The organism is Vibrio sp. B181a, assembly GCF_030248375.1.
In the GTDB taxonomy this organism is placed as follows: domain Bacteria; phylum Pseudomonadota; class Gammaproteobacteria; order Enterobacterales; family Vibrionaceae; genus Vibrio; species Vibrio campbellii.
The window spans coordinates 53,106-79,645 of record NZ_JAHGAD010000037.1; the positions used below are offsets into that span (position 1 = coordinate 53,106).

The window sequence follows — 26,540 nt, forward strand, 5'->3', positions numbered from 1 at the left end:
TATGAATCAAGCGGATGCTTTTTGAGTAATAAGCATGACTAATTGGTTCAGAATGTAACAATGAATTGCACTGATGGAAATCAGACCTAACTCTTACAAATCACTGACATTGCGGTTCCGAGGGCAGACTAAAATTTGTCCCGAATAGACAACCTTTTGTCCTTTCTGATGATTAATAGATTGGCTCATATTGTTACATTCATTCTGAATAGACTTCGCGAGTTTCTCCTCAAGAAACTCGCTTTTTTTTATCTAAAATTCCTGTCTTGTGCATTCGGAAAGTTCATTCGGAACCATCAAGCAACCTTGATCATCTTTCCGGATTAATGACGTAATCCTTGATCATGCTTCCTAGTTTCATTCCAATTTAATGATCGCATCAATGCAACGTGTGACTCGATCAAGTTACTCGCCTGCTGCTGCCACTCATTTTGATCGTGTTGCTGATTACAGAACTCTAGCGCCAGAACGGTCAAATGCTGCAAACGTTTGAGACACCAATCCTTAATAAGAATATCGGTCATCGGTTGGCAAGCCGCTTGTTCGAGCTTTGCCCCAGTGTATTGCAGGATTTGAAAGGCTTTCTGATGGTCTTGATGTCTAGCGTGTTGAAAGACTCTTAGGCAGCCATCTAACCAACAAGCGATCGCTTTACTCTGTTCGTCCGTCAGTTCTGGACCAAACACAGCAACAGGTGCTTGGTATAAGATCGCTTCTAAGCTTTCTACTTGATCATGCTTCCGATTGTCATACCAATCTGATAGTTGATCTTGCCAGGTCATCAAATCCATTAGGCTGCCTCAGTCCATTGTTTTACAAAGTGATTTGGTCCGATTTGATCATAGTCTTCGACCACAACGCTGCTGCGACTGCGGATCTCATCGGCATCTACTGAATAGTTTGGTTCACTTTCTACAAGGTTGCCAAATGGTAGATCAGGATCTGGCACTGCAGAGATCAATAACTTAGTGTATGGATGCTGTGGATTCTTTAAGATCGCTTGAGTGTCTCCCCATTCCACAATTTGTCCTTTGTACATCACCGCGGTTTCTTCTGCGATGTAATGCGCAGTCGCAAGGTCATGAGTAATGTACAGAAAGCCAATTCCTAACTCTTGCTTCATACGTTGCATCAGGTTAAGTACACCTAAACGAATCGATACATCCAGCATCGACGTCGGTTCATCAGCAAGAATGAGCTGTGAACCTACCGCCAGAGCACGGGCGAGATTGACACGCTGACGCTGACCGCCACTGAGTTCGTGAGGGAATTTGTTGAGCGTTTCCTCTGGTAGTTCGACCAAATCCAGCAGCTCTAGCAGTTTGGCTGGGATTTCTTTGTCACTCTTCACCTGCTTATGAATCTTCAGTGGGCGAGTTAAATGGTGGCGAATAGTATGGGTTGGATTTAATGAGCCAAAAGGGTCTTGGAATACCATCTGAACCTTGCTGCGGTAATCCTGAATCTCGCCGCGAGCAGTAATGTCGTTAATGTTTTTGCCGTTGAAAAGAATTTCACCATCGCTGACTGGATACACCTTGGTAATCAATCGTGCACAAGTACTTTTGCCGCAGCCGGATTCGCCTACAAGCGCTAGGGTTTTGCCGGCATAAAGATCAAAGCTCACACCTTGAAGTGCGCGAAAGGTTTCTTCTTTGGCAAAACCACCACCGACTTTGAATTCCTTGATCACGTTTTTCATTTGGATGATCGGTTCACTCATGCTGGCGCTCCTTCCGTTTGTGGCTGTTTGTGTACATCGTGAATATTTGGGAATGAAGCCCAAAGCTTTTGGGTGTATTCGTGTTGAGGATGATTGCGGATTTCGTATGAGCTATTTACTTCAACAATCTTGCCGTGGCGCATGATGGCAATGCGGTCGCACAATTGGCTCATGAGCGCTAAATCATGGGTAATAAAAAGTACCGAGAAACCAAACTCATCACGTAGTTGATAGATTTGCTGCAAGATTTCGCGTTGAACTACCACATCGAGCGCTGTGGTTGGCTCATCCATGATGATCAGCTTTGGGTTGAGGGATAGGGCTATTGCAATCACCAAACGCTGACGCATGCCGCCAGAGAACTGGTGTGGGTATTCGCCCAGACGATTTCTCGGAATGTTGACTAAGTCGAGAAGCTTCTCTGCACGGTCTTTGGCTTGCTCGTTGGTTAATCCTTTGTGGTGGCGTAATACGTCGGCAAATTGCTCCTGCACGGTGAGAACAGGATTCAGCGAGTTCATGGCGCTTTGGAACACCATTGCAATCTCGCTCCAGCGCAGCGTATTTAGCTCATTATCTGGCAGACGAAGGATATCCTTGCCTTCAAATAAAATTTGCCCACCAGAGATAAATGCAGGCGGCTTGTGTAGACGGTTGATAGAGAAAGCTATGGTACTTTTGCCACAGCCTGATTCACCCGCCAGACCAAATATTTCGCCCTTGCCAATATCGAAGCTTACCGATTTCACGGCATTAAAATCACCGTTGTCGGTGATGTAGTCCACGCATAAGTTTCTGATCTGAATGACGGGATCAGAGTGGAATGCCTGATTCAGGTTTAGTTCACTCATAATTATACCTTACCAATACAAAAGATAATTATTATCATTATCAGGTGTATAAGGTTTGCGAAAGATAAAACCGTCTGATCAGTGAAGTGACTCGAAAGTTGAGTGTAATAAAAAGAATTTTTTCCGTTATGAACGTGTGAATTTGTGGGGGAAAAATGAGAGCTGGATCAGCTCACTTTTCGTAGGGGGAATTCTTCAAATCTAAACGCTAAAAAGCGGGTTTGCAAAAACTAAATGATGAATCTATTAAAGAGTTGATGAAAGGTCGAAAGGGGTCACATTTCCCTACAGTTTTTCTTACCTCTGCATTGGGGGTTTGCTATAGATTACCCATCGAAAACATGGTGTGTTCGGAGGAAATATGTCCATTAATTCTATCGACCATGAAGAGATGAGCAACATCGCTCACAAATGGGAACTCCCAGAAGAAGAAACCGTTGTGAGACCAGAGAAAATCGTGAAATCTGCCGAAGCAAGACGTCGTATTGAAGCACTTCGTGAAATCCGTGAAAGCGGCTTGAGCATCGAAGAGGCAAGGGAACTTGGCTTAATTCACTAATTCTAACACTGCGGAATAAAAACACGGGGTAGTCATAAGGCTGCCCTTTTCATTTTTTGTTTTATAACCCATTGTTTGACTTTCTTATCCTACGTTACTAAATATTATATCAATAGCGATATGCTTTTTGTTGACTATTCGGTAGCAACGTCAGGAGTACGATTATGGTTGATCAGATCCTTTTCTACGAACCCGATGAATCCCACGGCTTCCTCTCCAATTTTTGCCAAGCTCCCATCAAAGTCTCTACCCAATCTTGGCCCACTAGCGAACACTATTACCAAGCTCAAAAATTCAGTGACCTCAAACTGCAAAACAAAATCCTCTTAGCCAAAAGCCCCGACGAAGCCTTTTCTTTAAGCCGCAAATATCAGCACCTAGTAAGAGATAATTGGGATGACGACAAACTCTCCGTGATGGCGTTTATCGTTCGTGAGAAGTTTCTGCAAAACCCTCAGCTTGCGAAACAGTTGATGCAGACCGGCAACGCGTGGCTTACCGAACATTCGCACAAAGATGCATTCTGGGGCGATGGGGGGGACGGTTCTGGAGAAAACCATTTAGGAGAGATTTTGATGAACGTACGTGCAGAGCTAAAGCATGTGAAGCCATATAACTTGGTGCGCTTTGTCGATAAAGCCAAACTGCCTACCTAATGGGGCACGTTTATCATGCATGGTTTTATCGAGAACACGACAGGAAAAGAACATCTCGCCTTGGTGTATGGCGACCCTGCAAACACTAAAGCGCCGCTGATTCGCCTGCATTCAGAATGCTTAACTGGTGATGCGCTGTTCAGTACGCGTTGTGATTGCGGCTTCTAGCTTGACCGTGCATTGCAAAACATTGTCGAAGAAGGTTGTGGCGTGCTGCTCTACTTACGCCAAGAGGGCAGGGGAATTGGCTTAATCAATAAGATTCGTGCCTATCACTTACAAGATGAAGGCGCAGACACTGTCGAAGCCAATGAGCGCCTGGGCTTTGCTGCTGATATGCGTGATTACGCGTTTTGTAAGAGGATGCTGGAGCATCTTGGAATCGATAAAGTACGTTTGATGACCAACAATCCACGTAAGCTTGCAGCGCTGAAGAAGGTGAACATCAATGTGGTTGAGCGGGTACCACTGCAAGAAGGCAATAACCCCCATAATCAACACTACCTTCAAACCAAAGCCAATAAGCTTGGCCATATGTTTGACCCCAAATTTGTCGAACAAGATTAAGCGCTCGAACAAGATTAATCATAGAGACGATATAAAAATCAAACCGCCAGCTAATCGAAGCTGGCGGTTTTTGTTACAGATTGGGCGTGAGCGGCTCGCTAGATATATTTTTTGATGATGTCGTCGAGTTTTCCGGAACTTTTTAGTTCTGCTAGGCGTTTATTGATAAAGCTCTGCACTTTGGGGTTCATCTTAGGGGAGAAAGCGAGATAGATGGCGTAGTCTGGTATCACTGCGCTGAAAGATTGAATTTGGAAGTCGCCCATCGGCAGTTCTAAACGATGAATGTTGTAAACGACGCGTGATTCCATTTCGACAAAAACGGTATTGCCAGGGGTTCGTTGTAAAACTCGATAGGCGGCCTCGTAATCTTTGACGCGCATTTCATTGACGGTACCGTTTTCAAAGAAATGGCTGAGATTCGGGTAATCAAAGCCAAGCAGAAGCACAATTGAACGACCTTGCATGTGCTGCATATCGCTGAATTTGAATGGTGCTTTACTGCTCGATACTAATACGTGTTTTACAGTGTAAATAGGTTGTTCTGAGAGATTTTCCGATTGAACCTTCCCCCACTTTGGACTGCCGTAAGTGACCCAATTTTCTTCTCCCCCCGCTTCGAGTACCGAAATCATGCGCTTGAATGGGTAGGTGTGGTATTTCACTTCATAATCGGATTCGGCAAAGATAGCACTAACAATGTCTGTCACAATTCCTGAATGTTGTTCACCTTGCTGCTCAATTTGAAATGGTCTGGCTTGATCAGCTATCACGTAATAATTCACTTCACTTGCCATAGCGTAAGAGCTTAAGGCTATAAAACTAAAGCCTAATGTTCGTAACAGTCCTTTCATCCTAACCTCGATTATTGTCGCGACCTGACTATATTTATATTAGCGCAAGTTTAAGGGAGCGATTTCATATGGAGATAAAAGAGCGAGCTCAGCGCCGATTTAGTATCGGAAATCAATTGATGCTGGCGATTTTTGTGTTGAGTTTAATCTTTACCATAATCAGCTCTTCCATCAGTTTATATCGTGATTTCAACGATGATCTTGCTCGTCTAGATAGTGAGCTTGAGCAGGTGAAAACCAGTTACCTATCCAGTTTTTCTGCCAGTTTGTGGGTTGAAGATCGAGAGCTGTTACTTACTCAGGCAGAAGGAGCAATGCGTTTACCCTCGGTGGATTATTTAAGAATTGCGACGCCAGATGAAGTGATCTTCGAACTAGGCAGCGCATTAACGGAAGATCGGATCGAGCGGCAGTGGCCCTTGCAATACGATATGGGGGTAAAAACTTATGATCTTGCTGAAGTCACAGTTCAATCGGATCTTACCCCGATCTATCAAGGGTTATGGCAAACCTTCTTTTTTCTGGTGATCGCGGAAGCGATCAAGATATTTTTACTCATCCTAGGTGTTTTGTGGGTCACGTTTCGCTTGATGGTGAAGCCTCTAGAGCTGCTCTCTGGGGCCGTAAGCGATTTCAGCGGGGGCCATCTACCAAGCAAAGTGACATTGCCCAAACGTTGGTTCTTTGATGAAGTCAGTTTGTTGGAGCGCAAATACAACCGAAGCGTTGATCGTGTCAGTGAACACCAATTAGAAATTGAACAAGCGCGCGATAAAGCTGAAGTCGCAAACCGAAAGAAAAGCGAATTCCTTGCCACCATGAGTCATGAGATTCGCACACCAATGAACGGCATTATTGGTATTGCTTCGTTGCTCGGAGATACCAAACTCGATGAGCAACAAAAAGACTTCGTATCCATAATCAATAGCTCTTCCAACTCGCTAATGGTGATCATCGACGACATCCTCGACTTTTCTAAAATTGAAGCGGGTAAGATTGAACTGGAAGCCACGACCTACAATCTACTCGATTTACTTCACGAGGTAGGGCGTCTTCATACCGTCAAAGCGCAGCAGAAAGGTCTACAACTGGTTTGTGATATCGACCCTCAGTTACCGTTAGAGGTGAAAGGGGATATGGGCAGACTCAAACAAGTGTTGAGCAATTTGCTCAGCAACGCAGTGAAGTTCACTGAGCGTGGACACGTCAAGTTGATGGTGTCACTGGTGAGTCGGAAAACAGATGTTGCCAGCGTGCATTTTCGAGTGGTGGACTCAGGCATTGGCATTGCTAAAGAAAACCAGCAAACGGTATTTGAGAAGTTTCAGCAAGCCGATGGCAGTACCACGCGTAAATACGGCGGCACTGGTTTGGGCTTAGCTATCTGCAACAGTTTAGTTGAAGTTATGGGCGGGGAAATCCGTCTGACCAGTGAACCTGGTCTAGGCAGCTACTTTGAATTCACCATTCCACTCAATATCGTCTGTGATAAGTCTATCTCTCCTCAGACGCCTAACGTGTTTGATTTTCCGAATGGGATGAGCAATGCGATTGTTGCTGAGCATATCCAAACGACCAAAGATGTGGGCAAGCCTTGGATTCTGGTCGTTGAAGACACTGCGGTGAATCAGAAAGTCGTGCGAATGATGTTAGAGAAACTTGGCATGCAGGTGAATGTCGCCGAACACGGTAAAGATGCACTTCGACAATGCCAAGCTCATCAGTTCGATTTAATTCTGATGGACTGCCAAATGCCAGTCATGGATGGATTCATTGCCACTGAAAACATTCGTAAGATGGGCGAGTGGGGACAGCAAGTGCCGATCATTGCTTTAAGTGCCAATGTAATTAAAGAAGATCAACAACGCTGCTTTGATGCAGGGATGAACGAATTTGTTGCCAAACCGGTGACAAAAGAGCGCTTGCAGCAAATCTTTGAGCGATACCTACCAGAGTCATTGCAAACACGATCGAATCCGAAACAAGCAACTTGAAATTGATCAAGTAAAGTGCGTTTCACTTCTTAAAAGGCAAATCTGTGTGCTATAGTGCGCGGCTAGTATTTATTAAAGTACCTTGAGGCTGTGAATGTCGTTCAATCTATCCCTGTTACCGCCTGACGAGAAAAACAAAATCGAACTTGATAAACAAGCGTCTTTTTTGGTTTGGAAGCTTAAAGAAGCGAAATCTGGTCCAGAGGTAATAGAAGAACAGCTGTCTAAGATTAACGACGCTGACGAAAAAGTCTTTTTTCAACAGGCGGTCGATAAGTACAAACGAGTAATGGGTGTCGCATAAAGCGAACCGTGGCTCTGGTGTAAACCACAGCGGCGAATGAGGTTTCCTCCCCATTCCTTTGCAAGGTGAAAGGTAAAACTGTTCACTCTTTGCTAAAATCCTTCGCATTAAATTTGAATTTAGAGAGACATCCCGATGGGAAGAAGTTTTGAAGTGCGCAAAGCCTCTATGGCGAAAACTGCAGGCGCAAAAATTAAAGTTTATTCCAAATACGGTAAAGAAATTTACATGTGCGCGAAAAACGGTGGTGGTGATCCAGACATGAACTTGTCTCTGAAGCACCTGATCGCAAAAGCGAAAAAAGACCAAGTTCCTGCACACGTTATCGATAAAGCGATCGACAAAGCGAACGGCGGTGGTGGTGAAGACTACACTCCAGCACGTTACGAAGGCTTTGGCCCTGGCGGCACAAGCGTGATCGTAGACTGTCTAACAGACAACGGTAACCGTACATTCCAAGACGTTCGCCAATGCTTTGTTAAAGTGGGTGCGAAAATTGGTGTTGAAGGTTCTGTTTCTCACATGTTCGATCACCAAGCGGTATTCCAGTTCAAAGGCGAAGATGATGAAATCATCCTAGAAACGCTGATGATGGAAGACGTGGACGTTACTGACGTTGAGCTAGAAGACGGTGTTATCACTGTATTCGCACCTCACACAGAGTTCTTCAAAACAAAAACTGCGCTTAACGGTGCATTCCCAGATCTAACGATCGACGTTGAAGAAATCACATTCGTTCCGCAAACTCACACGCCAGTAGCGGGTGAAGACGCAGAGAAATTCCAGAAGTTCCTAGACCTTCTAGATGACTGTGACGACGTTCAACAGGTATACCACAACGGCGAACTGTAATTCGGTTCTTCAGTTGTAAAAAAGGCTTCCCGAGGGAAGCCTTTTTTGATCGTGTTGTTTGTCTTTTCTATTGTGACTAGCGTTTAGGTGTTGCGGTACTTGGAGTAACACAGAGACATGATCACGCCAAAACAGATGCCTTGGGTTAGCATCGCAGTACCACCGTAGCTAAAGAACGGTAGTGGGCTGCCCATTACTGGCAACAAGCCACTTACCATGCCGGTGTTGATGAAGGCGTAAAGGAAGAAGCTCATCGCCAATGCGCCGCTCACTAAGCGACTGAAGAAGTGCTCAGATTGGCACGCTAGCAGCATCACACGCGCCGTAATGAATAAATACAACGCTAACAACACCACACAACCAATAAAGCCCCATTCTTCTGCGTAGGTCGAAAAGATGAAGTCGGTATGGCTCTCTGGAATAAACCCTAACGTACCTTGAGTAGCATTCATCCAGCCTTTACCTTTCATGCCGCCAGAACCAATCGCAATCAATGATTGGATGATTTGGTAGCCAGAACCCAGTGGATCCGATTCAGGATGCAAGAACTGCGTTACACGGCTCTTTTGATACGCTTCCATCACAAAGAACCAAAGTATTGGTGCCAGCGTTAGAATGCTCACCAAAAAGCCGCCAATTATCTTCCAGCTCATGCCTGCAAAGAACAGCACAAACAACGCGTAAATCACGGTGAAGATAGCGCCGTCCAAGTCTGGTTGTAAGGCAATCAAGCCCGCAGGCACAAAGGTGATCAGCAAACAGAAAGCAATTTTGCGAATGTCTGGTCGCCCACCTTCTAGATGCAGCATCCACGCGATCATAATGGGAATTGAGAGCTTGATCAGCTCAGAGGGTTGAAAGCGGAAGAAGCCAATATCAAGCCAGCGCTGCGAGCCATTGGTGCTATCACCAAACAGCGCAACGGCAGCCAAGAGCGAAATCGCCACTAAATACAAATAGGGCGCAGAACGTTGATAACTGGACGCAGGAATCGACGACATGACCAAAATACACACCAACGTCAAACCGCATCGAGCGAGGTGCTTAAAGAGCATAGCTTCATTGAATCCACTGGCACTCCAGAGAGTGAGTGAACTCAATAGCATGATCGGAATGATCGCCATCAAAAGTGGCAAATCAATCCTAGGGAAGAAACGCTTGTTCATCTTCTACAACCTAAAAACGCCCCAATACGGGGCGAAAACAACCAGAACTCTGCGAGTTCAAACTATTCCGATGCTAAGAATCCAATTTGGAGATAACAGACACCACGCAAAGGTGTGCAATAGAGGAGTGTGCGACGCCGCCTGTTATGGGTAAGCTGACCTGGAAAGCCGTGGGATGGATAAATACACCAGGCTGAGGTTTTACGCCACACTTTTTATAAGGTTGAAATGGAAATTGGTACAGACACTGCAATGAATTGAGTAGAACATGGGGCGCCTTATGCTCAAAATGTGATTCATTGCTATATAGAGATTATTTGAAATACGTTCTGGATAAGGAAACTAAAATTATAAGGCTAGTTAAATTAACTAGCCTAAAGTATCAATCTCTTTTATTCCTGATCGGTCGGAAAAACAAATCTAGCTGGAACTGGAGGATCGTTCGCACCTTCACCCCAACATTTCACTCCACCATCATGAACAGCACATTTTCGATCATAACTTATAACAAGTTGAGTTGGATTTGATAGCTGATTAATTTCATCAACATCAATGAGGTTTGTCGCATATTTATCCCAACAGGTTATGCCATTATCATCCATAGCACATGCCTGTGAATCCCTTACAGCGACTGAGACCGGATTGACTAAATCAGGAGAGGTTATTGGGTAATATCCCTCTCCCCCCCAACACACCACTTTACCTTGATCAATCATGCAAGAAGCTCTACCACCTACCGCAAGAAATGATGGGTTTATATGGCTTGGAACTTTAGTATATACACCGTAGCCCCAGCATTTTACAAAATTACTCCCGGATTCTGGGCGGTTCAATGCACAAGTATGAGCATCGGATGTTCCGATTTGAATTGGGTTCTTTAGGGATGCCGATGGAGGGGTTGCCTCTCCATCAGGAGAGTAGCCCCAACAGACGACTTTTTTATCTGAATCGTCAATAGCGCACGCATGACCATCACCGGCCACAATCTTCCGAGGATTATTTAAACGAGGTGCATAAAGATAAGGCCCCCGCTTTCCCCAGCATGTTGGTCTGTTGACCCCTTTTTCTAATGCACAACTAAATCCACTACCTAAAGCCACATCCGTTACTTCAGAAAGTGTGGGAACGTTATACTGGCCATGATCTATATGTATGCCCCCTCGTCCCCAACATTCAAGGCCAAAAGCATCTAAGGCGCAAGTCTGAAAACTACCTTGGCCAAATAAGCGAATTCCATCGGTTTCTTTATTAAACTTTAACTCTTTAAAATACAACTTACCTGTTGATTTATCCTGTATTGAAAATCTGTATGCGTAATTACCTCCGGGGTACAAGTTAGGTATATTTAAAGTATGCATTGGCAGTTCTAATGGTTCACCAACTGACAATGTAACATCTTTCGGTTCATCAATGTTGTAGTGTTTACCGTCGGGGAAGATTAGATAATTAAAATAACTAATATCTTTTTGTTCGGTGAATCTATTACTAACTTTTAGATTAAAGTTTAAATCTCCTCCACCAGATGAAATATAAGAACTTCCTGTTAGCTCTCCTTCCAGCTTAAAATTAGCATGAGCATTGCTTATTGGTAATATTAACATTGCTGATAATAAAATTTTTTTAATTTTCATGTGTAAATCTTATTCTTTGTAGGGGGAAGTCACCATAAACTTATCAATTTTTATTTCAATAAACGATATTGTCTTATCTTTTTGTTGTAGACATTCATTCCGTTTGAAATATTTTTAGTTTGATTGGTTAATTGATTATTGTTAGGTTAATTTAATGATTAAAATAAATTTTTAATTTATATTTTTATAATTATCCGATGTCTTTTTAATAATTCCATGGTATTTAATTGTTAAAGTATTTATAATTTTATTTGTTTTTGTTGCTATTTTTCCGGTGGTTTGGAAATTTCTAGAAACATTAAGAAATGAAAGCTGCAATCATACTATGGCTGTTAAAAAGCAAATGAACTCAGTCTTTTAATGGCTTTGTGCGGCTTGTTATATTGTTCCCATTACGCCACGTTAAGCCTGAATTGAATCTCGTACGCGTCGCACCATCCTATTGTTGCGGGGATCGCGAAACCATTCATCCTCTCTCAATACCATTCACTCCGCATAACTGCCATTGGTCGCATTCAAAAGCAGCGTGCGATCGTCTCCCTTAATCTGAAACCATCTAATCACGTTCAACTAAGGACAGTACATGATGGTTTCTCAATCTCGCTCAATCAAAGCTCTTAAACTGGCAAGTACCTTTATCGCCGCATTTGCACTCTGCAGCAATCTGGCTCTGGCTAATCCAAGCGAGCGCACACTCAGTCAATTCAACCAAGCAGCGCAGGGTGACTCTGGCTTAGTTGATACCGTTTACGGCGAATTATCTAAACAACTCGAAGAGCAGGGCGCAACGCCATTGACCTTGGTGTATTTAGGTAGTGCTGAAACGTTGCAAGGTCGTGAGGCGTTTATGCCTTGGAACAAGATGAAGTTCACCGAGCGCGGTCTTGCCACTATCCAAAAAGGTTTGGATTTAATGGCGAATCAGCCAGTACCACTGCAAGAGCAACAACGCTTACAAGGCTTACCGGAATACCAATTAGCCACCGCCATGGCTGCTACTACGTTTACCTCTCTGCCAGACATGTTCAATCACTTTGAGCGTGGTTACGAGCTGTACCTTTCATTGCTCGATGAGCCGAGTTTTAGTCAGCAACCTTTCGCCGCTACATCTTGGATTTATCGCTACGCCATTGAAGCAGCACTGCGCGCTGAAGATGTTCAACAAGCCAAAACATGGTTAGCGCAAATGGAGCAATTGGGTGACAGCAATCTAGAAACGCAAACCGCGAAAGCGCTACTAGCCAAGTATTAGGGAGGCGTCATGATCGTTTTTAATCAACTTAGTCGCGATTACGCCCTTGGCAGCCAAACGGTGCGTGCCTTGCGAGACGTGTCTGGTGAAGTGTTTGCTGGCGAAATGGTGGCATTGTGTGGGCCGTCTGGTTCAGGAAAAAGCACCTTACTTAATGTGCTTGGCATGCTGGATATTCAATACCAAGGTCAGGTGACATTTGCAGGAAGCCCATATCCAACCGGACAAATGCAAGCTGCGAAAATGCGCCGTAAAAAGCTTGGCTTTGTGTTCCAGAAATTCAATCTTGTCCCTGTGATGACAGCGTTGGAGAACGTGGCTTATCCGCTACACCTCAACGGCTTTTCAAAAGCAGAACAAACTGAGCTCGCTACACAAATGCTAGAACACGTTGGCTTGGGCGAGTTTATTCATCATATGCCCGATAACCTATCGGGCGGTCAACAACAACGCGTGGCAATTGCTCGTGCGTTAGTGCACAAACCAGCGTTGGTGATTGCTGATGAGCCAACCGCAAGCCTTGATAGCCAAACGGCCAACAAGGTCATCGACATTATGAAAGGACTCGGACACGAGCTTGGCACTACTTTTATCGTCGCCACTCACGACCCTCGCATGGCATCCCGTTGTGATCGCACCATTGAATTGGTGGATGGAAAAATTACCCAAACGCACGCAAGTGTGGAGGAGGTTTCATGGGCAAGCTAATTCCAGTTTCTGTTCGCCTTGCTTGGTTGAACCTGCAACGCAATCGCCGCCGCAGTTTGTTGTCGATGCTGATCATCGCCATTGCCGTGTTTGCGTTAACCAGTGCGGGCGGTTTTGGTCTGTACACCTATGACAGTTTGAAAGAATCGACAGCGCGTGACACGGGGCATCTGACGTTAACCACGCCAGGTTACTTCGCTAAAGAAGAAGAGATGCCGCTGAGTAACGGGTTAACTCATGCAGACGACATCACCAAGCAATTGATTGGGTTGAATGAAGTGCGAGGCGTGCAGCCACGAGTTGAATTCAGTGGTTTGATTTCCAACGGCAACAAGTCATCGATCTTTATCGGCATTGGCGTGAACGAGCGCGAATTCGATATGAAAGGGCCGTTTTTGGATGTGCGTGAAGGGCAGACGCTGTCAAACATTCATGCATCGCGTTATGACCCTGCAGAGCCAGAAGTGATGCTCGGCGTTGATTTGGCGAACAACCTAAGCGTGCACGTTGGCGATTGGATTACCTTGCTGGCGACCACTACCGACGGTGCATTGAACGCGTATGACTTCAAAGTTCGTGGCATCTATTCAACAGGCGTACCAGAGCTTGATAAACGCCAGTTGTACGTGCACATCAACAGCGCGCAATCGCTACTCGGTTCAGACAAAGTCAGTGCGTTATCTGTCTTTCTGTTCGATACCAGTTTAACTAGCCAAGTCGAGCAACAAGTGGCTTCGGTTCTGAGTAAGCAAAAGCAGAACTTTGGCGAGCAAGATATTGAGATCACGCCTTGGCAAGAACGCGCGTTCTTCTATCTCAAAGTGAAAGATTTGTACGACCGTATCTTCGGCATCATGGGCGCAGTAATGGCACTGGTGGTATTTGTTGCGCTGTTTAACACCATGACCATGTCGGTAACGGAACGCACCCGTGAAATTGGCACCTTGTCAGCACTTGGTAGCTACCCTCGCGAAATTATTGCTGGGTTCTTGCGCGAAGCAGGGTTACTTGCCGTGATTGGCAGCTTAATCGGTGCTTTGTTTACGGCGCTAGTCACCGTCTTACTGATGGTCGTGGATGTGCAAATGCCGCCACCGCCAGGACGCACAGAAGGTTACCCATTGACGATTTACTTCTCTTGGGAGCTGGTGGCTGTCGCAGGATTAGCAGTATTGATGATTTGTTTGGTCGCGGCGTTTTTCTCGGCGCGCAAAGGGGTGAACAAGCCAATCACGGAGGCACTGATTTATGTTTAATTTCAAATCACTATTACCAATTGCATTGCTGACGGCAAGCGGTGTTGCAAGCATGAATGCCAGTGCGAATGAAACAGCACTAGATGCACAGCAAGTCGCGCAATTGATTGAAAAAGCGGATAGCTACCGCTTGCAAGATGATTCCTCCAAAGTGGTGTCACTGGTGCGCTTATATCAAGACCAAGAGTTAGATAAAACCCGCCTTTACCACGTGTATACACGTCCAAATCGTGAATCGCTGGTGGTATTCAAATCGGCGGTTGAAGCAGGGCAAAAGATGCTGATGATGGGAGACAACTACTGGCTGCAAATGCCAAAAAGCCGCCGTCCGATTCGCATTACACCAATGCAGAAGCTGCTTGGTGAAGCGTCTATCGGCGACATCTCAACCCTGACGTGGAGCCAAGATTATCAAGGTGAATGGATAGCGACAGAAACCGTTTCGGTGAACGAAGAAAGTGTCGCGGCTTATCATCTTACCTTGACCGCGAAAACCAAAGGGGCGAGCTATCAGAAGATCGATTTGTGGTTGTCTGAGCAAGATGCGTTTCCAATCAAAGCCGATCTTTACTTGCGCTCTGGCAAACTCGCCAAGCAAGCGCAATACGGACGTGCAAGCGACAACGGTGAAGACTACGTCAGTGAGATGACCTTGCTTGATAGCATTCAGCCGAGCAAAAAAACCGTTATCGAGTACCAAGAAATCGTGCCTTGGCAACTGGACAATAAGTTCTACAACCCAAGCTATTTGCCTAAAGCCAATACGACTCAGCTTTAGCCTGAACTCCGTAAATAGATTGATGAAAACGAGCAAGGAAGTAACATGAAATCGCACCAGTCTAACCTTAACAAAAGCACCAGTTTGTTGTTTGCTGCCTCATTGTGTGTGGGCGCGTCAGCCCCTGCTTTTGCCAATGATGAGCTGAGTTTTGAGTGGGATTGGGCTGTTAGTTACGAAACTGCCAAGCAGCGTGACAGCGCATTTATGCAGGCGCAGGGAAGTTCTCGTGATTCACTTAATGCACTGTTGGATGTGCAGGTGAATTATCAGAACTTCAGTGGTTTGTTCGCTCTGTATAGCCAAGGTTTGTACCTCAATCAACAAGGAAAGAGTGATTGGTGGAGTGAAGCTGATAACCAATTGTTGATTAGAGAGCTGGCTTGGCTAGGGGAGTGGCAAGTCGGTGATACCACTCTTGATGTGAGTTTGGGTAAGTTGCGCGTGGATTGGGGCGTGGGTTATGGCTACCGACCTTTGGATCTGTTTAAGCCTTATCGACAAAACCCTGTTGGCTTAGTCGCAGAAGAGGGGGCGGGTGTGTTTTCACTTTCACACTATGATATGGCTGGCGAGTGGACGGTGATTGCGACCGATTCAAGCTGGGGGCAACAAGACCAAAGTGCACTTGATCAAGCCGCAGAGCAGCAAGGTGTTGGTATTCGTCGTTATGCGCTTGTGGGTGACACCGAGTATCAACTTATTGGTTATTACGATGATGTGCGCCGAGGTTTACTTGGCGCCAGTGCCATTGCCGTGTGGGATGAATCCATCGCTATGCACGGTTCCATGCTGTGGCAAAAGCAAAGTGTCGGCTATCAGTTTCAGCAGGATGATCTTTACCAACCTGTTTCGGTTGAGGAGCAGGGCAGTGCATTCCAAGCTTTAGTTGGGGTGAACTGGGCAAACCAAGCCGGACACAACGTGATTGCTGAATATTGGTACGACAGCCGAGCATGGTCGAAAAGCGAATGGCAACAAGCAATAGAACGTGGTGAATTACTCTCTCAACCCCTTAATTCCCAAACGTCTCTACTTGCGACAAGCTACGCCCAAGGGTTTCAGCACGCCAATATCGTTCAGCATAACGTAATGCTGCACTGGAGTTGGGATGTGGAAGCGTGGGCTGCATGGAACGGTAAAGCGGATATGGGCTGGTTAAGTGATGTAACCCCCACGTTGGATGTCATGCTGTCGCCGCAAGATGGCGGTGTGATTGTCACGCAGTGGCTTAATTACCAATGGATTGATACTGGCGACCAAAGTGTAGAAGTGGAAGTTGCCGCACGCTTTTTAACCGGAGACGACCAATCTGCTTACGCACAAATCAATGATAAGCATATGATTGTATTTAACATCAAAGGGAAATTCTAAATGTGTTCAGCAAAATCAGTGGTGAAAAGTGGATGGCCGCGTAGCTTATTAGTGACCACGGCATTTTGTCTCTTTATCGCAGCAATGACGCTTTCTGTTTGGGGCGGTCCATTTTACATTCATGTAGCGGTTAGCTTTGGATTTGGCTATTCGGCTATCTTCTTCTCATGGCTTGTCGACCGCCTGTTTCCTACCATTCCTCGTTTGGCGGAAGTGGCTATCTCGCTGACAGCATGCCTATTGTTTGGTGTGGTGAACGCCCAGCTTTGGCTTGGGGAATACTTTGGTATTTCAAGTATGCTGTCGGTTGGTCTCATGGGGTTGTTATTCAGTGCCATGTGCTTTTTCTATTTCTACTCACGCGAGCAACATGCAATCGCTCAACGAGAGTTGGAAGCCATCAAGCGCGAGAAAGCAGAGCAAGATCGTGCGCTCTTGCTGAGCCAGCTTAAGCAGATGCAAAGCCAGATTGAACCGCATTTTCTATTCAATACCTTGGCGAATATCAGCGCGCTCATGTCGCAAGATGTCGATAAAGCCAAGCTGATGCTAGAACAGTTGACCGCGCTGCTGCGAGCAACGCTAAAAAGCTCACGCGAAGAACACACCACCATAGACGATGAAACTGCGTTACTTGAGGCTTACTTAGGCATCCAACAAACTCGTTTGGGTGATCGACTGAGTTATAAGATTGAGGTGGAAGAGGGGTTAGGCAGAACCGAATTACCGCCGATGATGCTCCAACCTTTAATCGAAAACGCCATCATCCATGGTATTGAGCCGAAGCGAGAGGGTGGTGAAGTCCGTTTGCTCATCAAGCGCGAACAACAGAACTTGAAGATTGAAGTCAGAGACACCGGTGTTGGCTTGAATCACGTTAGTGGGCACATGGGCTCTGGCGTGGGTCTAAGTAATCTCAAGCAGCGAGTTGAAGCTTTGTTCGCAGGGCAAGGAGAGGTTTCTATCAGTGAGTCTGCTCAGGGTGGAGTTTGTGTTCGCCTGAGTTGGCCAATGGAATCGTAATCAAGGAAGAAAGGAATGAATACAGGGTTTACAGCCATTATTGCTGATGATGAACCGCTATTGAGGCGTCATCTTGATAAAAGCCTAGCTGAAGTGTGGCCAGATCTAGAGGTAATAGCCAAAGTCGCCGATGGTGAACAAGCGTTGCAAGCCATTGAGCAAAGCCAACCTGACATTGCGTTTCTTGATATTCGCATGCCAGTTTTGGATGGCATGACATTAGCGCAAAAACTCAATCAACTCGCCAATCCACCTTTGATTGTGTTTGTCACTGCGTACGATGATTACGCCATCAAAGCCTTTGAACAAAATGCTGCCGATTATTTGCTTAAGCCTATCTCGGATGAGCGTCTCCTGACCACGTGTGAAAGAGTGAAAGCACGCCTTGCTAAGCGAGAGCAAGAAAGCAGTAATGTACAGATGAGCAGCCTGTTAGAACAGTTGCAGCAATTATCCGCGCCACAAACGCCGCAATATCTTCAGTGGATTAAAGCGACGCAAGGGGAAGATATTCATCTGATCGCCACGTCTGATGTGTTGTATTTCAAAGCGGAAGAAAAATACGTTTCTGTGTATGCCCAACAAGGGCAAGGCAAAGTGCTGGAGTATTTGATTCGTACCTCGTTGAAAGAGTTGATAGGGCAGCTTAACCCAGAACAGTTCTGGCAAGTGCACCGTTCAAGCGTGGTGCAAGTGTGCAAAATTAGCAAAGTAAACAAAGACTTTGCAGGCAGAATGTTTGTTCACGTTGGAGAAAATAAGCTCCCGGTGAGCCGTGCATCTCAAAGTTTGTTCAAAGGGATGTAATCGCTAGAACTGCTCACTCTTTACACTGTAAACTCCTCGCTCTTAACCAACATTATCAAGGAAGATAAATGAGTTATCGCGTAACCCTGTTAAATGCGACGGGAGAGTTGTCTCCACTCGCTGAGTATTTGCATCAGAAACTTGATGACCTGAGCTCACAACTTTCTAGTTACTTTGATCTCAGTAACATCGACCTGACCGTTAGCCCGTTTGATCGCAATGACGTACCGCAGACGGGGATTGGTGGCTATTGCTTAAGTGCCTATCGTGTAGAGATTCTGCTTGATACTCAACGTTCTGATATTAAAAACGTTATTGAGAAAGAGCTAGCTGCGGTGCTAGCGCATGAGTTGCATCACCTGTTCCGTATGCGAGCGGGAGAGAATGGCGTTGCACTCGGTGATGTGCTGATTATGGAAGGGTTAGCTTGTCATTTCGAACGTAAGGTGAATGGCGGCGTCACTCCGAGCTTGTTTGAGCAAATCAAAGATCAAGATTGGCGTCCTTTCTATGCAGAGATGAAAGACAAGCTGATCAGCCTAGATTACAACTTCGACGCCTATTTTCTTGGTAGCGATGAAAGCCGCTGGCCGAAATACATGGGGTATTGGGTTGGGTACAACCTTGTCGCTGAATATCTGGTGGATTTTCAAGGCTCTGAGCTTGATTTAGTTGGAGCAAAAGCCGAGCTTTTCTATCAATAACTCCGGCACAAGCCAGTCATAAAAACAAAAAGCGCCTAGGTCATAAGACATTAGGCGCTTTCTTCGTTTTGGAGCGACGATTTCTCCGAAGAGGCGAATGGGCTTATTCGCTGACTGTCACTTTCTCAATAATGATTGGATCGCATGGCACATCATCGTGACCAAGTTTAGAGGTCGTTTTCACTTTCGCGATACGGTTTACCACATCCATACCCGCGGTCACTTTACCAAACACCGCGTAACCCCAGCCTAGGTTGGTGGTTGCAGTGTGGTCTAGAAAATCATTGTCTTCCAAGTTAATGAAGAACTGAGCTGTTGCAGAGTGTGGTGCATCGGTACGCGCCATTGCGATAGTGCCAACAAGGTTCTTTAGACCACGGTTTGCTTCGTTCGCGATCGGAGCGCGTGTTGGCTTTTCTGCCATGTCTTCGGTATGACCGCCACCTTGGATCATAAAACCGTCGATAACGCGGTGGAAAATGGTGCCGTTGTAGAAGCCATCTTCACAGTATTTTTTGAAGTTCTTTGAGCTAACTGGTGCTCGTTCTAGGTTCAGTTCAATCTCGATGTCACCGAAATTGGTGGTCATAATAATCATCTGGTTTGCCCTTGTGGGTGCTACGTTGGCGGCATTATAGCTAAGTCGTATGAGGATAGCAGAAATAAAAACAGCGACGTTTTGGCGTCGCTGTTTACATGTTGAGTGGTTGAGGAAAGCTCTAAACCGTAAAGCGACCGACTAAGTCGTACAGCTCGTTGGCTTTGTGGTTAAGGTTGCCACTGCCTGCACGGTTTTGATTCGCAAGGCTTGCCGACTGACTGCTTTGTTGAGAGATCACTTCGATGCGCTGTGAAATCTCTTGCCCAACTTGGCTTTGCTCTTCGGTTGCCGTAGCGATCAGCGTGTTCATGTCCATGATGTTGGCAATCGCCGCTTGGATTTCTTGCAGTGCGGCAGAGGCTGCTCTTGCCTCTTCAACCGTAGCTTCACCACGCGCTTGGCTTGAGCCCATCGCTTTCACTGCCGCATCTGAGCCAGACTTCAGCTGCTCAATCATTTGGTGAATTTCGCCTGTGCTGTCTTGAGTGCGACTTGCCAGTTTACGAACCTCATCGGCAACGACTGCGAAGCCGCGACCTTGTTCACCTGCACGTGCTGCTTCAATGGCGGCGTTTAGTGCCAATAGGTTGGTTTGCTCGGCGATGTCTTGAATCACTTCTAGCGAAGAAGAAATGTTTTGTACATCGCTCTCTAAACGAGAAATCACCGTGCTGGCTTCTGAAACTTCTAAAGCGAGCGCTTCGACGGAGTTCGCTGCTGAATCAACAATGTGCTTCGCTTGCTGTGAGTTTTCATCGGCATCTTTTGCTGATTGCGCAGCCTGATTAGCGTTGCTTGAAATCTCGTGTGCTGTTGCCGTCATTTCAGTCATTGCCGCAGCGACTTGTTCCGTCTCTTCTCGTTGGCCAGACGCCAGCTCATCCACCTGAGAAGCTCGCTGTGACATGTGATTGGTTTCTGAAACCACTTCTTGCCCTACGTGGCTAACGCTCTTGATGATGCTTTGTAGGCTCTCAACAAAGGTATTGAAGTTGCGGCTAAGCTGGGTGAACTCCGGTACGCTCGATTCTTCCATACGTGCGGTCAGGTCTGCATCGCCTTGTGCGAAAGAGTGAATCGAAGCATCAAACTGTTCAATCGGCTTCATGATGCTGCGGTTAACGAACACCGCGAAGATCGCAACGATGGCAGCAATCGAGACACAGAACAGGGCGATTGCAGTCAGTGTGGTGTTTAAGGCTTGATGCGCTGAGTCTTCCATGCTCGCGATAATGGCGTCGATATCGTCAGTGTAGAAGCCTGTACCCAGCATCAAATCCCATTCAGGAATAAACACCGAGTAGCTCAATTTCGGTAGTGCTTCGCTCTGACCGAGTTTCGGGAAGTAATAAGTCGTGAACTCACCGGTTTTGGAATTGTTGAGCAAATCCTGAATCAGGTAATTGCCTTTCTTGTCTTGCAAGTTATAGAAATTTTCTCCGATGCCTTTGGTGTTTTGACCCGTCACAACGCGAACGCCTTTTGAATCGTAGCCAAAGATGTAGCCGGATTGGCCAAACTCCAACTGCTGCAAAATAGGCAATGCGTCTTCTAGTGGGGCGTTTTGAGCGAGCAATGGCTCAACAGCAGAGCGAGCGAGTTGAACGTAGTTTTTGAGCTCAGCTTTTTTCATCTCCATCATTTGACTTCGAGTCTGCTCAATTTCTTGTTCGTTATAGGCCGTGGTTTGCAGATAGGTAAACCACATCATGCCTATTGCCATGGTTAGAATTGGAATTATTGAAAGGATATATAGTCGTTTTCTGATCGTCAGATTCATAGAGACGTCCTTCTCTCGGCGCAGCGTTACAAGTAACAAGCTGAACAAGCTTGCCTGATAAAATCATTAATACTTATTGTTGTAATGCTTAGAGATTAACCGAGTTAATCAATCAGAAGTACTGGAAATTTATAAATCTAGACTAAGGTCGTAGCATTTTAAAGCAGGATCACAATTAACGTGAACACGAATCATTATTGCAGCGAGAAGTGCCCGTTAACCAATAAGAGACGCGGTAGCGGTTTTTGGCAAACTTGAGGTATAGCCAATCTGCAAGGGGTTTGACCATGCGCCAACGCAGTGGTGCGTATATCCAACCGCGACCAACCAGCTGCCATGCTCGATGAGTGACATCCAACCCAAGCAGCAGCTCACCTTTCTCGTTGAGGGCGTGCAAAATGGTGTTGGCTTGCTCAGGATCGATTTGCGGATAATCGGCGAACGCCTTGCTGTAAATGTCGACGGTTTTGATTTGCTGCTTGGTATCACGTTGTTTTAGCGCTTTCATCTCTTTAGCGCATAAGGGGCAAGTGCCATCGTAAAATACGGTCAGTTTGGTCATGGTTGAGCTCATCATTGGTTGTTCTTTTCTTTTTACGCGATTATTTTTCTTTTAGTTCATTGTCTTGCAAGCAATGCAGCCAATTATCTCGGGCGTTGCCATCATTGAATTGGAAGAGCTCTTTGCTATTGTGCGCCAGTAACCCCTATCAATTTCATCGAGTAAGGTACCATTGATAAACGGCTCCTCACACGAATCTACATGTGTGATGAAGCCAAGTTTGAGTCGCTTCGCGTTTTTATCTGTAGCAATGATATTGGGCAGTTGATCATTGTTGAAGCAAACTATGAAAGTGGCGAATATCACTGAAATGAGGAAAATTTTCAGCGATATGTTATAATCTCGCTCCGTTGTAACGAGAACACTTGTTGCAAGCTTGAGAATTTCCCGGGATTCGGCTCGTTCCAAACACCATGAGTCAGAGTTTTTGAACTACGATGGGATACAAGCAAACCCAGATGTTAGAGCGCCACTTCGGCGCTCTATTCGTTATGACGGGAGGAACTTTGCTCGATAGTGATGATCACTTTCTGTTTAAGTAAGGGAGCCCGATAGCGGTTCAGAAAGTGTCACTCGACAATACTCACAACACGATATCCACCTTCTGCAATCAGTCATTTCTGTTTGTATATGAAGAGGATAAGAAGGAGCTTAACAGGCTCCTTTTACATTTTAGGGCTTGCGAATAGCGCGTAAATCAGAACATCGCTTAACGACCGTCCCTTAAACTAGCCTAAGGCGCATTTAACACAACCTTTTGAGTATTTTCGAAAAAATATAGCGAGAAAATTTGCTATTGAGCGAAGGTTAAACTAACACTCAATCATTACGGAGGATGAAGAGAACAATAATAAGAGGCGATATGAATCATTTAATATCTGTAGGTGCACTGGAGTCCTTTTTGGTTGCGATCAGTGTGCTTTTCCTGGGGCATTTCATTAATGCTAAGCTACCGATCTTAAAGAAATTCAACATACCTGAGCCGATTGTCGGGGGCTTAATTGTCGCCTGCATCATTACTGCTCTTCATTTTAACGGCGTCGACTTGGAGTTCGACTTACCGTTGCAGAACACATTTATGCTGATGTTCTTTGCTACTGTTGGTTTGGCAGCAAACTACACTCAGTTGATGAAAGGGGGCGCTAAGGTTTTCATTTTCTTAGCCGTCGCGTCGTTCTACATCATCATTCAAAACGGTGTCGGTGTCTCACTGGCAGCGGCATTGGGTTTAGATCCGCTGATGGGGCTTATCGCTGGTTCGATTACTCTGTCAGGTGGCCACGGCACAGGTGCGGCGTGGTCACAAACTTTCCAAGACGTTTACGGTTTGAATAACGTATTGGAAATCGCGATGGCGTCAGCAACATTTGGTTTGATCATCGGTGGTATCATCGGTAGTCCCGTTGCACAGCGTCTGGTCGAAAAGAACAACATCGAATCTGAGTATGGTCGTGGTGGTCGAGATGCGAAAACCCACGAGAAATTCCCAGAGTTGGTGACGTACAACGAGTATGAAGAAGACAAAGTAACCGCGAAAAAAGTGGTTGAGAAACTATTCTTCCTATTGATTTGTGTAACCGGTGCTAAGTACGTAGAACAATGGGTGAGCACTTACGACATCCAATGGTTGATGATTCCAGACTTCGTTTACGCGTTGTTCATCGGTGTGATCATCACTAACTTCTTGGAAGTGACCAAGATTCGTAAGCTTGATGCCGAAACGGTCGACATGTTAGGTACGGTATCGCTGTCCCTGTTCTTAGCGATGGCTTTGATGAGCTTGAAACTATGGAACATCTTCGATCTAGCGATCCCATTCTTGGTGATTCTAGGCGTGCAGTCAGTGATTCTGGCTATCTTCACCTACTACGTAACGTTCAAGGTGATGGGTAGCAACTACGACGCTGCAGTTATTGCAGGCGGTCACTGTGGTTTTGGTTTGGGTGCAACCCCAACCGCGGTAATGAACATGGGTTCAATCGTTAACCGCTTTGGTCCATCACCACAAGCGTTCATGGTTGTGCCGATTGTTGGTGCATTCTTTATCGACATCGTTAACTTGATCATTCTACAGGGCTACATCTCGTTCCTTGGTTAGATTGATAAAAATGCTTATAGAGGCCACAGTTTATCTGTGGCCTTTTTTGTATTTATTGATGATTTGAGCGGATTAAATAAAAAATATTTAGCATTAACGTATTGAATAATAAGGAAATGATAAAATATACCTATCAGTAGGTAGATAAAGTTGTTGACGTAAAAATAATATGATCTTAAAGTAGCAACCACTGACGAGGAGCTGGGCCCCAAACCACCTCCTTTTTTAATAAAAACACCACCTACTTACTGGTAGGTAGGTAAATAAGAGAAAGGAAACGTATTATGTTCAACACATCTTCAATTGCACTTATCGTAGGCGGCTCATCAGGTATGGGTAAAGCGACAGCAGAACGACTTCTTAAAGCTGGTGTACCTGTCATGATTCTTTCACACGATAAAAACAACCTCGCTGAAGCAAAACAGGATTTAGAAAGTGTGACCAAAGGTCAGGTAGAGACCGCTCAAGTTGACCTGTATGACCCAAGTGCAGTGAAAAGCTTCATCGAACAATTGAATGCTGAAAAACGTCATATTGGTTACTTGGTTAATGCTGCTGGCTTCTTCAAACCGGTTGATTTCCTTGACCACTCAGAGCGTGATTACGACCTACAACTAGACATGAACCGCGCGTTTTTCTTCATCACTCAGGCCGTGGCGAAAAACATGAAAGCGCACGGTGGCGGCGCGATCGTAAATATCGGTTCTATGTGGGCTCACCAAGCAATTAAAGCAACGCCATCATCAGCGTACTCAATGCAAAAAGCGGGTCTTCATGCTCTGACGAAAAACCTAGCAATCGAACTTGGTGATCACGGCGTACGCGTAAATGCTGTAGCACCAGCTGTTGTGATGTCGACGATTTACAAGTCATTTATCGCGGAAGAAGAAATCGAGTCAGCACTGCAAGGCTTCAATGACTTCCACCCAATCGGCCGTATCGGTTCAACAGAAGATGTGGCGGACGCGATTGAGTACTTACTGTCAGACAAATCATCTTGGGTAACTGGCACAGTACTTAACGTCGACGGCGGCGTAATGGCTGGCCGTAACTAACCTCACTAAACGTGCAAATTGGGGCCTTTCACTCCATCCCTAAAGGCCCCAATTAAAAATTCAGTAGTAAACACGACATCAAATAATAACAAGGACATATCATGGATAACTCACCACTAAACGGCATTAAACTCGATGACCTAGCGGCTTACACTCAAGTGATCACTGAAGACGCAACGCAGGCGATCTCTGAATACGGCATTGTTGCCGAATGGAAAGGCGGCGTTCACAGTGAAATCCGTACTTTGAATCAAAAGGTTGGCGGAAAAGAAATCGTCAAAGACTTCAGTTTCGAAGTTGGTGAACCAGAAGAGCTATTGGGCAACAATGCATACCCAACACCTCAAGATTACCTATTGGGCGGCATGGCTGGTTGCATGATGGTGGGTTTTGTTGCGGGTGCGAGTGCTCGTGGTATCAAGCTAGACGCTGTGAAACTAACCATCAAAGGTGCCCTGGATTTACGTGGCTTCCTAAATGTGAGTGAAGAAGCGCCGGTTGGCTTTGATGAAATTCAATTTCAATTTGAAGTAAAAGGTGAGGGGACTCAGGCTGATTATGACGAAGTCATTGCGAGCGTACAGCAGTTCTCTCCAAACTACCGCACCATTAGCGATGCGGTGAAAGTTTCAGCTATCGTTGCATAACCAAAACGTTAATCAAAAATCACGCACACTTTTTCACTGCTTTGAGCCTATATTTCGATATAGGCTCTTTTTTTATTCAGCAGTACCGAATCTAAATTATTGCGCTGTTACGCAGTCTTTGACTTTCAATCGATTCTTGTTGTCTCGGTTAGCCATCACTTGTTGATGGTCGTCAATCGTGCCAAGGTTTTTCGCCAAACGATCATACAAGACAACATTGACTGTTGCCGCCAAGTTCATGCAGCCATTGGTGGGTACATACACCACGTGATCGGCCTTATCGACAACCTCTTGCGGAAGTGAGCCATCTTCTGGGCCAAAGATATACACCGCGTTTTCTGGGTGTGCAAAAAGAGGCAACGCTGTAGCGCCGACGGCCAACTCAACACACACCACTTTCACGTCTTCAGCAAGGTGAGCAGTGAGATCGTCCATTTCGACCAAATCGATACGTTCGTGCATGTTCTTGGTGTCGGTTCGGAATTTTACCGCACGATTATAGCGAGTGCCGTTATAACGAACTTGCGTGGCGTCATAACACCCTGCTGCGCGCATCACCGCGCCCACATTGGTTGGATCTTTAGGATTATACAGTCCAAGAATGACCGTTGACTGTGCTGTCATTGCTGTTGTTCTACTTAATGGTTTTAGGATAAGAGCGTGATGCTCGTTGAGCGTGGGATTATGGACTTAACCCGCCAGAAGTACTATCACAATATTTTTTAGAAGTAGAAGTAG

The 26,540-nt window shown here is 45.6% G+C and carries 25 protein-coding genes and 1 pseudogene; 16 read left to right on the forward strand and 10 right to left on the reverse strand.

The features are described from left to right. Positions 1 to 323: 323 nt before the first annotated feature. Genes KIO97_RS16685 through KIO97_RS16695 form a run of 3 tightly spaced genes read right to left on the reverse strand, consistent with a single transcriptional unit; the run spans position 324 to position 2,574 of the window. Complete coding sequence (locus tag KIO97_RS16685; RefSeq protein WP_255902346.1) at positions 324 to 791, reverse strand: transcriptional regulator; 468 nt, start codon at positions 789 to 791, stop codon at positions 324 to 326. Further along, a complete protein-coding gene (locus tag KIO97_RS16690) occupies positions 791 to 1,723 on the reverse strand; it encodes an ATP-binding cassette domain-containing protein (protein ID WP_050904844.1) in 933 nt (310 codons plus the stop codon). The genes KIO97_RS16685 and KIO97_RS16690 overlap by 1 nt, the downstream gene beginning before the upstream one ends. Next, positions 1,720 to 2,574: an ABC transporter ATP-binding protein gene (locus KIO97_RS16695; protein WP_045399602.1), complete on the reverse strand. Its 855-nt coding sequence runs from the start codon at positions 2,572 to 2,574 to the stop codon at positions 1,720 to 1,722. The genes KIO97_RS16690 and KIO97_RS16695 overlap by 4 nt, the downstream gene beginning before the upstream one ends. A 361-nt stretch (positions 2,575 to 2,935) precedes the next feature. On the opposite strand from KIO97_RS16695, the gene KIO97_RS16700 reads away from it, so the two are divergent. Beyond that, complete coding sequence (locus KIO97_RS16700) at positions 2,936 to 3,133, forward strand: hypothetical protein (RefSeq protein ID WP_005428900.1); 198 nt, start codon at positions 2,936 to 2,938, stop codon at positions 3,131 to 3,133. 164 nt (positions 3,134 to 3,297) lie between these two features. Beyond that, positions 3,298 to 4,356: pseudogene (ribA, locus tag KIO97_RS16705) on the forward strand (GTP cyclohydrolase II). Positions 4,357 to 4,454: 98 nt separating this feature from the next. Here the strand turns inward: ribA and KIO97_RS16710 are convergent. Then, positions 4,455 to 5,210, reverse strand: coding sequence for an ABC transporter substrate-binding protein (locus tag KIO97_RS16710; RefSeq protein WP_285383483.1), 756 nt, complete (start codon positions 5,208 to 5,210; stop codon positions 4,455 to 4,457). Between the two features lie 68 nt (positions 5,211 to 5,278). Between KIO97_RS16710 and KIO97_RS16715 the strand changes: the two genes are divergently transcribed. The 3 genes from KIO97_RS16715 to KIO97_RS16725 all read left to right on the forward strand — a co-directional run bounded on the left by KIO97_RS16715 (position 5,279) and on the right by KIO97_RS16725 (position 8,360). Further along, entirely contained in the window at positions 5,279 to 7,204 is a 1,926-nt protein-coding gene (locus tag KIO97_RS16715; protein ID WP_285383484.1) for an ATP-binding protein, read from the forward strand. Between the two features lie 94 nt (positions 7,205 to 7,298). After that, complete coding sequence (locus KIO97_RS16720; protein ID WP_005428896.1) at positions 7,299 to 7,508, forward strand: DUF3283 family protein; 210 nt, start codon at positions 7,299 to 7,301, stop codon at positions 7,506 to 7,508. A gap of 135 nt (positions 7,509 to 7,643) precedes the next feature. After that, positions 7,644 to 8,360 carry a YebC/PmpR family DNA-binding transcriptional regulator gene (locus tag KIO97_RS16725; protein WP_005428886.1) on the forward strand — a complete coding sequence of 239 codons (717 nt, stop codon included), beginning with the start codon at positions 7,644 to 7,646 and terminating at the stop codon, positions 8,358 to 8,360. An 83-nt stretch (positions 8,361 to 8,443) separates the two neighbouring features. Here the strand turns inward: KIO97_RS16725 and rodA are convergent, their stop codons facing one another. Both rodA and KIO97_RS16735 read right to left on the reverse strand, forming a co-directional pair. Beyond that, complete coding sequence (gene rodA, locus KIO97_RS16730; protein WP_285383485.1) at positions 8,444 to 9,526, reverse strand: rod shape-determining protein RodA; 1,083 nt, start codon at positions 9,524 to 9,526, stop codon at positions 8,444 to 8,446. Between the two features lie 392 nt (positions 9,527 to 9,918). Continuing rightward, positions 9,919 to 11,157 carry an RCC1 domain-containing protein gene (locus KIO97_RS16735; protein ID WP_285383486.1) on the reverse strand — a complete coding sequence of 413 codons (1,239 nt, stop codon included), beginning with the start codon at positions 11,155 to 11,157 and terminating at the stop codon, positions 9,919 to 9,921. A 583-nt stretch (positions 11,158 to 11,740) separates the two neighbouring features. Here KIO97_RS16735 and KIO97_RS16740 point away from each other — a divergent pair. From KIO97_RS16740 to KIO97_RS16775, 8 genes are all read left to right on the forward strand, one after another. Beyond that, positions 11,741 to 12,409, forward strand: a complete 669-nt coding sequence (locus KIO97_RS16740; protein WP_039840729.1) for a hypothetical protein — start codon at positions 11,741 to 11,743, stop codon at positions 12,407 to 12,409. 9 nt (positions 12,410 to 12,418) lie between these two features. Then, a complete protein-coding gene (locus KIO97_RS16745; protein ID WP_285383487.1) occupies positions 12,419 to 13,117 on the forward strand; it encodes an ABC transporter ATP-binding protein in 699 nt (232 codons plus the stop codon). Further along, positions 13,105 to 14,373, forward strand: coding sequence for an ABC transporter permease (locus KIO97_RS16750; RefSeq protein ID WP_285383488.1), 1,269 nt, complete (start codon positions 13,105 to 13,107; stop codon positions 14,371 to 14,373). Before KIO97_RS16745 ends, KIO97_RS16750 begins: the two co-directional genes overlap by 13 nt. Further along, a complete protein-coding gene (locus tag KIO97_RS16755; protein WP_285383489.1) occupies positions 14,366 to 15,151 on the forward strand; it encodes an outer membrane lipoprotein-sorting protein in 786 nt (261 codons plus the stop codon). Before KIO97_RS16750 ends, KIO97_RS16755 begins: the two co-directional genes overlap by 8 nt. A gap of 45 nt (positions 15,152 to 15,196) precedes the next feature. Further along, the gene (locus KIO97_RS16760) at positions 15,197 to 16,525 is read left to right on the forward strand and encodes a hypothetical protein (protein ID WP_285383490.1); all 1,329 of its coding nucleotides are present in this window, start codon (positions 15,197 to 15,199) and stop codon (positions 16,523 to 16,525) included. Next, positions 16,526 to 17,548, forward strand: a complete 1,023-nt coding sequence (locus KIO97_RS16765) for a sensor histidine kinase (protein ID WP_285383491.1) — start codon at positions 16,526 to 16,528, stop codon at positions 17,546 to 17,548. It abuts the gene before it with no gap. A gap of 15 nt (positions 17,549 to 17,563) precedes the next feature. Further along, positions 17,564 to 18,355: a LytTR family DNA-binding domain-containing protein gene (locus KIO97_RS16770; protein WP_285383492.1), complete on the forward strand. Its 792-nt coding sequence runs from the start codon at positions 17,564 to 17,566 to the stop codon at positions 18,353 to 18,355. A gap of 68 nt (positions 18,356 to 18,423) precedes the next feature. Further along, positions 18,424 to 19,059, forward strand: coding sequence for a DUF2268 domain-containing putative Zn-dependent protease (locus KIO97_RS16775; RefSeq protein WP_285383493.1), 636 nt, complete (start codon positions 18,424 to 18,426; stop codon positions 19,057 to 19,059). Between the two features lie 103 nt (positions 19,060 to 19,162). On the opposite strand, the gene KIO97_RS16780 is transcribed toward KIO97_RS16775, so the two are convergent. From KIO97_RS16780 to KIO97_RS16790, 3 genes are all read right to left on the reverse strand, one after another. Further along, positions 19,163 to 19,657, reverse strand: a complete 495-nt coding sequence (locus KIO97_RS16780; protein ID WP_005448882.1) for a peptidylprolyl isomerase — start codon at positions 19,655 to 19,657, stop codon at positions 19,163 to 19,165. A gap of 121 nt (positions 19,658 to 19,778) precedes the next feature. Next, entirely contained in the window at positions 19,779 to 21,440 is a 1,662-nt protein-coding gene (locus tag KIO97_RS16785; RefSeq protein ID WP_285383494.1) for a methyl-accepting chemotaxis protein, read from the reverse strand. 175 nt (positions 21,441 to 21,615) lie between these two features. Then, positions 21,616 to 22,002, reverse strand: coding sequence for a thiol-disulfide oxidoreductase DCC family protein (locus tag KIO97_RS16790; protein WP_285383496.1), 387 nt, complete (start codon positions 22,000 to 22,002; stop codon positions 21,616 to 21,618). Positions 22,003 to 22,864: 862 nt separating this feature from the next. On the opposite strand from KIO97_RS16790, the gene gltS reads away from it, so the two are divergent. The 3 genes from gltS (at position 22,865) to KIO97_RS16805 (ending at position 25,802) form a co-directional block, all read left to right on the forward strand. After that, on the forward strand, positions 22,865 to 24,100 hold the full coding sequence (gene gltS, locus KIO97_RS16795) for a sodium/glutamate symporter (protein WP_005428854.1): 1,236 nt from the start codon (positions 22,865 to 22,867) through the stop codon (positions 24,098 to 24,100). 284 nt (positions 24,101 to 24,384) lie between these two features. Further along, positions 24,385 to 25,155 carry an SDR family NAD(P)-dependent oxidoreductase gene (locus tag KIO97_RS16800; RefSeq protein ID WP_005531275.1) on the forward strand — a complete coding sequence of 257 codons (771 nt, stop codon included), beginning with the start codon at positions 24,385 to 24,387 and terminating at the stop codon, positions 25,153 to 25,155. Between the two features lie 101 nt (positions 25,156 to 25,256). Continuing rightward, positions 25,257 to 25,802 carry an OsmC family protein gene (locus KIO97_RS16805; RefSeq protein ID WP_038869862.1) on the forward strand — a complete coding sequence of 182 codons (546 nt, stop codon included), beginning with the start codon at positions 25,257 to 25,259 and terminating at the stop codon, positions 25,800 to 25,802. Positions 25,803 to 25,898: 96 nt separating this feature from the next. Here KIO97_RS16805 and KIO97_RS16810 read toward each other — a convergent pair whose 3' ends face one another. Next, positions 25,899 to 26,426, reverse strand: a complete 528-nt coding sequence (locus KIO97_RS16810) for an RNA methyltransferase (RefSeq protein ID WP_285383495.1) — start codon at positions 26,424 to 26,426, stop codon at positions 25,899 to 25,901. Between the last annotated feature and the right edge of the window lie 114 nt (positions 26,427 to 26,540).

Excerpts from the sequence above, each read along its gene's own strand:
- KIO97_RS16685 (WP_255902346.1), bottom strand. The coding sequence starts at position 791 with ATGGATTTGATGACCTGGCAAGATCAACTATCAGATTGGTATGACAAT.
- KIO97_RS16690 (WP_050904844.1), bottom strand. The coding sequence starts at position 1,723 with ATGAGTGAACCGATCATCCAAATGAAAAACGTGATCAAGGAATTCAAA.
- KIO97_RS16695 (WP_045399602.1), bottom strand. The coding sequence starts at position 2,574 with ATGAGTGAACTAAACCTGAATCAGGCATTCCACTCTGATCCCGTCATT.
- KIO97_RS16700 (WP_005428900.1), top strand. The coding sequence starts at position 2,936 with ATGTCCATTAATTCTATCGACCATGAAGAGATGAGCAACATCGCTCAC.
- KIO97_RS16710 (WP_285383483.1), bottom strand. The coding sequence starts at position 5,210 with ATGAAAGGACTGTTACGAACATTAGGCTTTAGTTTTATAGCCTTAAGC.
- KIO97_RS16715 (WP_285383484.1), top strand. The coding sequence starts at position 5,279 with ATGGAGATAAAAGAGCGAGCTCAGCGCCGATTTAGTATCGGAAATCAA.
- KIO97_RS16720 (WP_005428896.1), top strand. The coding sequence starts at position 7,299 with ATGTCGTTCAATCTATCCCTGTTACCGCCTGACGAGAAAAACAAAATC.
- KIO97_RS16725 (WP_005428886.1), top strand. The coding sequence starts at position 7,644 with ATGGGAAGAAGTTTTGAAGTGCGCAAAGCCTCTATGGCGAAAACTGCA.
- rodA (WP_285383485.1), bottom strand. The coding sequence starts at position 9,526 with ATGAACAAGCGTTTCTTCCCTAGGATTGATTTGCCACTTTTGATGGCG.
- KIO97_RS16735 (WP_285383486.1), bottom strand. The coding sequence starts at position 11,157 with ATGAAAATTAAAAAAATTTTATTATCAGCAATGTTAATATTACCAATA.
- KIO97_RS16740 (WP_039840729.1), top strand. The coding sequence starts at position 11,741 with ATGATGGTTTCTCAATCTCGCTCAATCAAAGCTCTTAAACTGGCAAGT.
- KIO97_RS16745 (WP_285383487.1), top strand. The coding sequence starts at position 12,419 with ATGATCGTTTTTAATCAACTTAGTCGCGATTACGCCCTTGGCAGCCAA.
- KIO97_RS16750 (WP_285383488.1), top strand. The coding sequence starts at position 13,105 with ATGGGCAAGCTAATTCCAGTTTCTGTTCGCCTTGCTTGGTTGAACCTG.
- KIO97_RS16755 (WP_285383489.1), top strand. The coding sequence starts at position 14,366 with ATGTTTAATTTCAAATCACTATTACCAATTGCATTGCTGACGGCAAGC.
- KIO97_RS16760 (WP_285383490.1), top strand. The coding sequence starts at position 15,197 with ATGAAATCGCACCAGTCTAACCTTAACAAAAGCACCAGTTTGTTGTTT.
- KIO97_RS16765 (WP_285383491.1), top strand. The coding sequence starts at position 16,526 with ATGTGTTCAGCAAAATCAGTGGTGAAAAGTGGATGGCCGCGTAGCTTA.
- KIO97_RS16770 (WP_285383492.1), top strand. The coding sequence starts at position 17,564 with ATGAATACAGGGTTTACAGCCATTATTGCTGATGATGAACCGCTATTG.
- KIO97_RS16775 (WP_285383493.1), top strand. The coding sequence starts at position 18,424 with ATGAGTTATCGCGTAACCCTGTTAAATGCGACGGGAGAGTTGTCTCCA.
- KIO97_RS16780 (WP_005448882.1), bottom strand. The coding sequence starts at position 19,657 with ATGATTATTATGACCACCAATTTCGGTGACATCGAGATTGAACTGAAC.
- KIO97_RS16785 (WP_285383494.1), bottom strand. The coding sequence starts at position 21,440 with ATGAATCTGACGATCAGAAAACGACTATATATCCTTTCAATAATTCCA.
- KIO97_RS16790 (WP_285383496.1), bottom strand. The coding sequence starts at position 22,002 with ATGACCAAACTGACCGTATTTTACGATGGCACTTGCCCCTTATGCGCT.
- gltS (WP_005428854.1), top strand. The coding sequence starts at position 22,865 with ATGAATCATTTAATATCTGTAGGTGCACTGGAGTCCTTTTTGGTTGCG.
- KIO97_RS16800 (WP_005531275.1), top strand. The coding sequence starts at position 24,385 with ATGTTCAACACATCTTCAATTGCACTTATCGTAGGCGGCTCATCAGGT.
- KIO97_RS16805 (WP_038869862.1), top strand. The coding sequence starts at position 25,257 with ATGGATAACTCACCACTAAACGGCATTAAACTCGATGACCTAGCGGCT.
- KIO97_RS16810 (WP_285383495.1), bottom strand. The coding sequence starts at position 26,426 with ATGACAGCACAGTCAACGGTCATTCTTGGACTGTATAATCCTAAAGAT.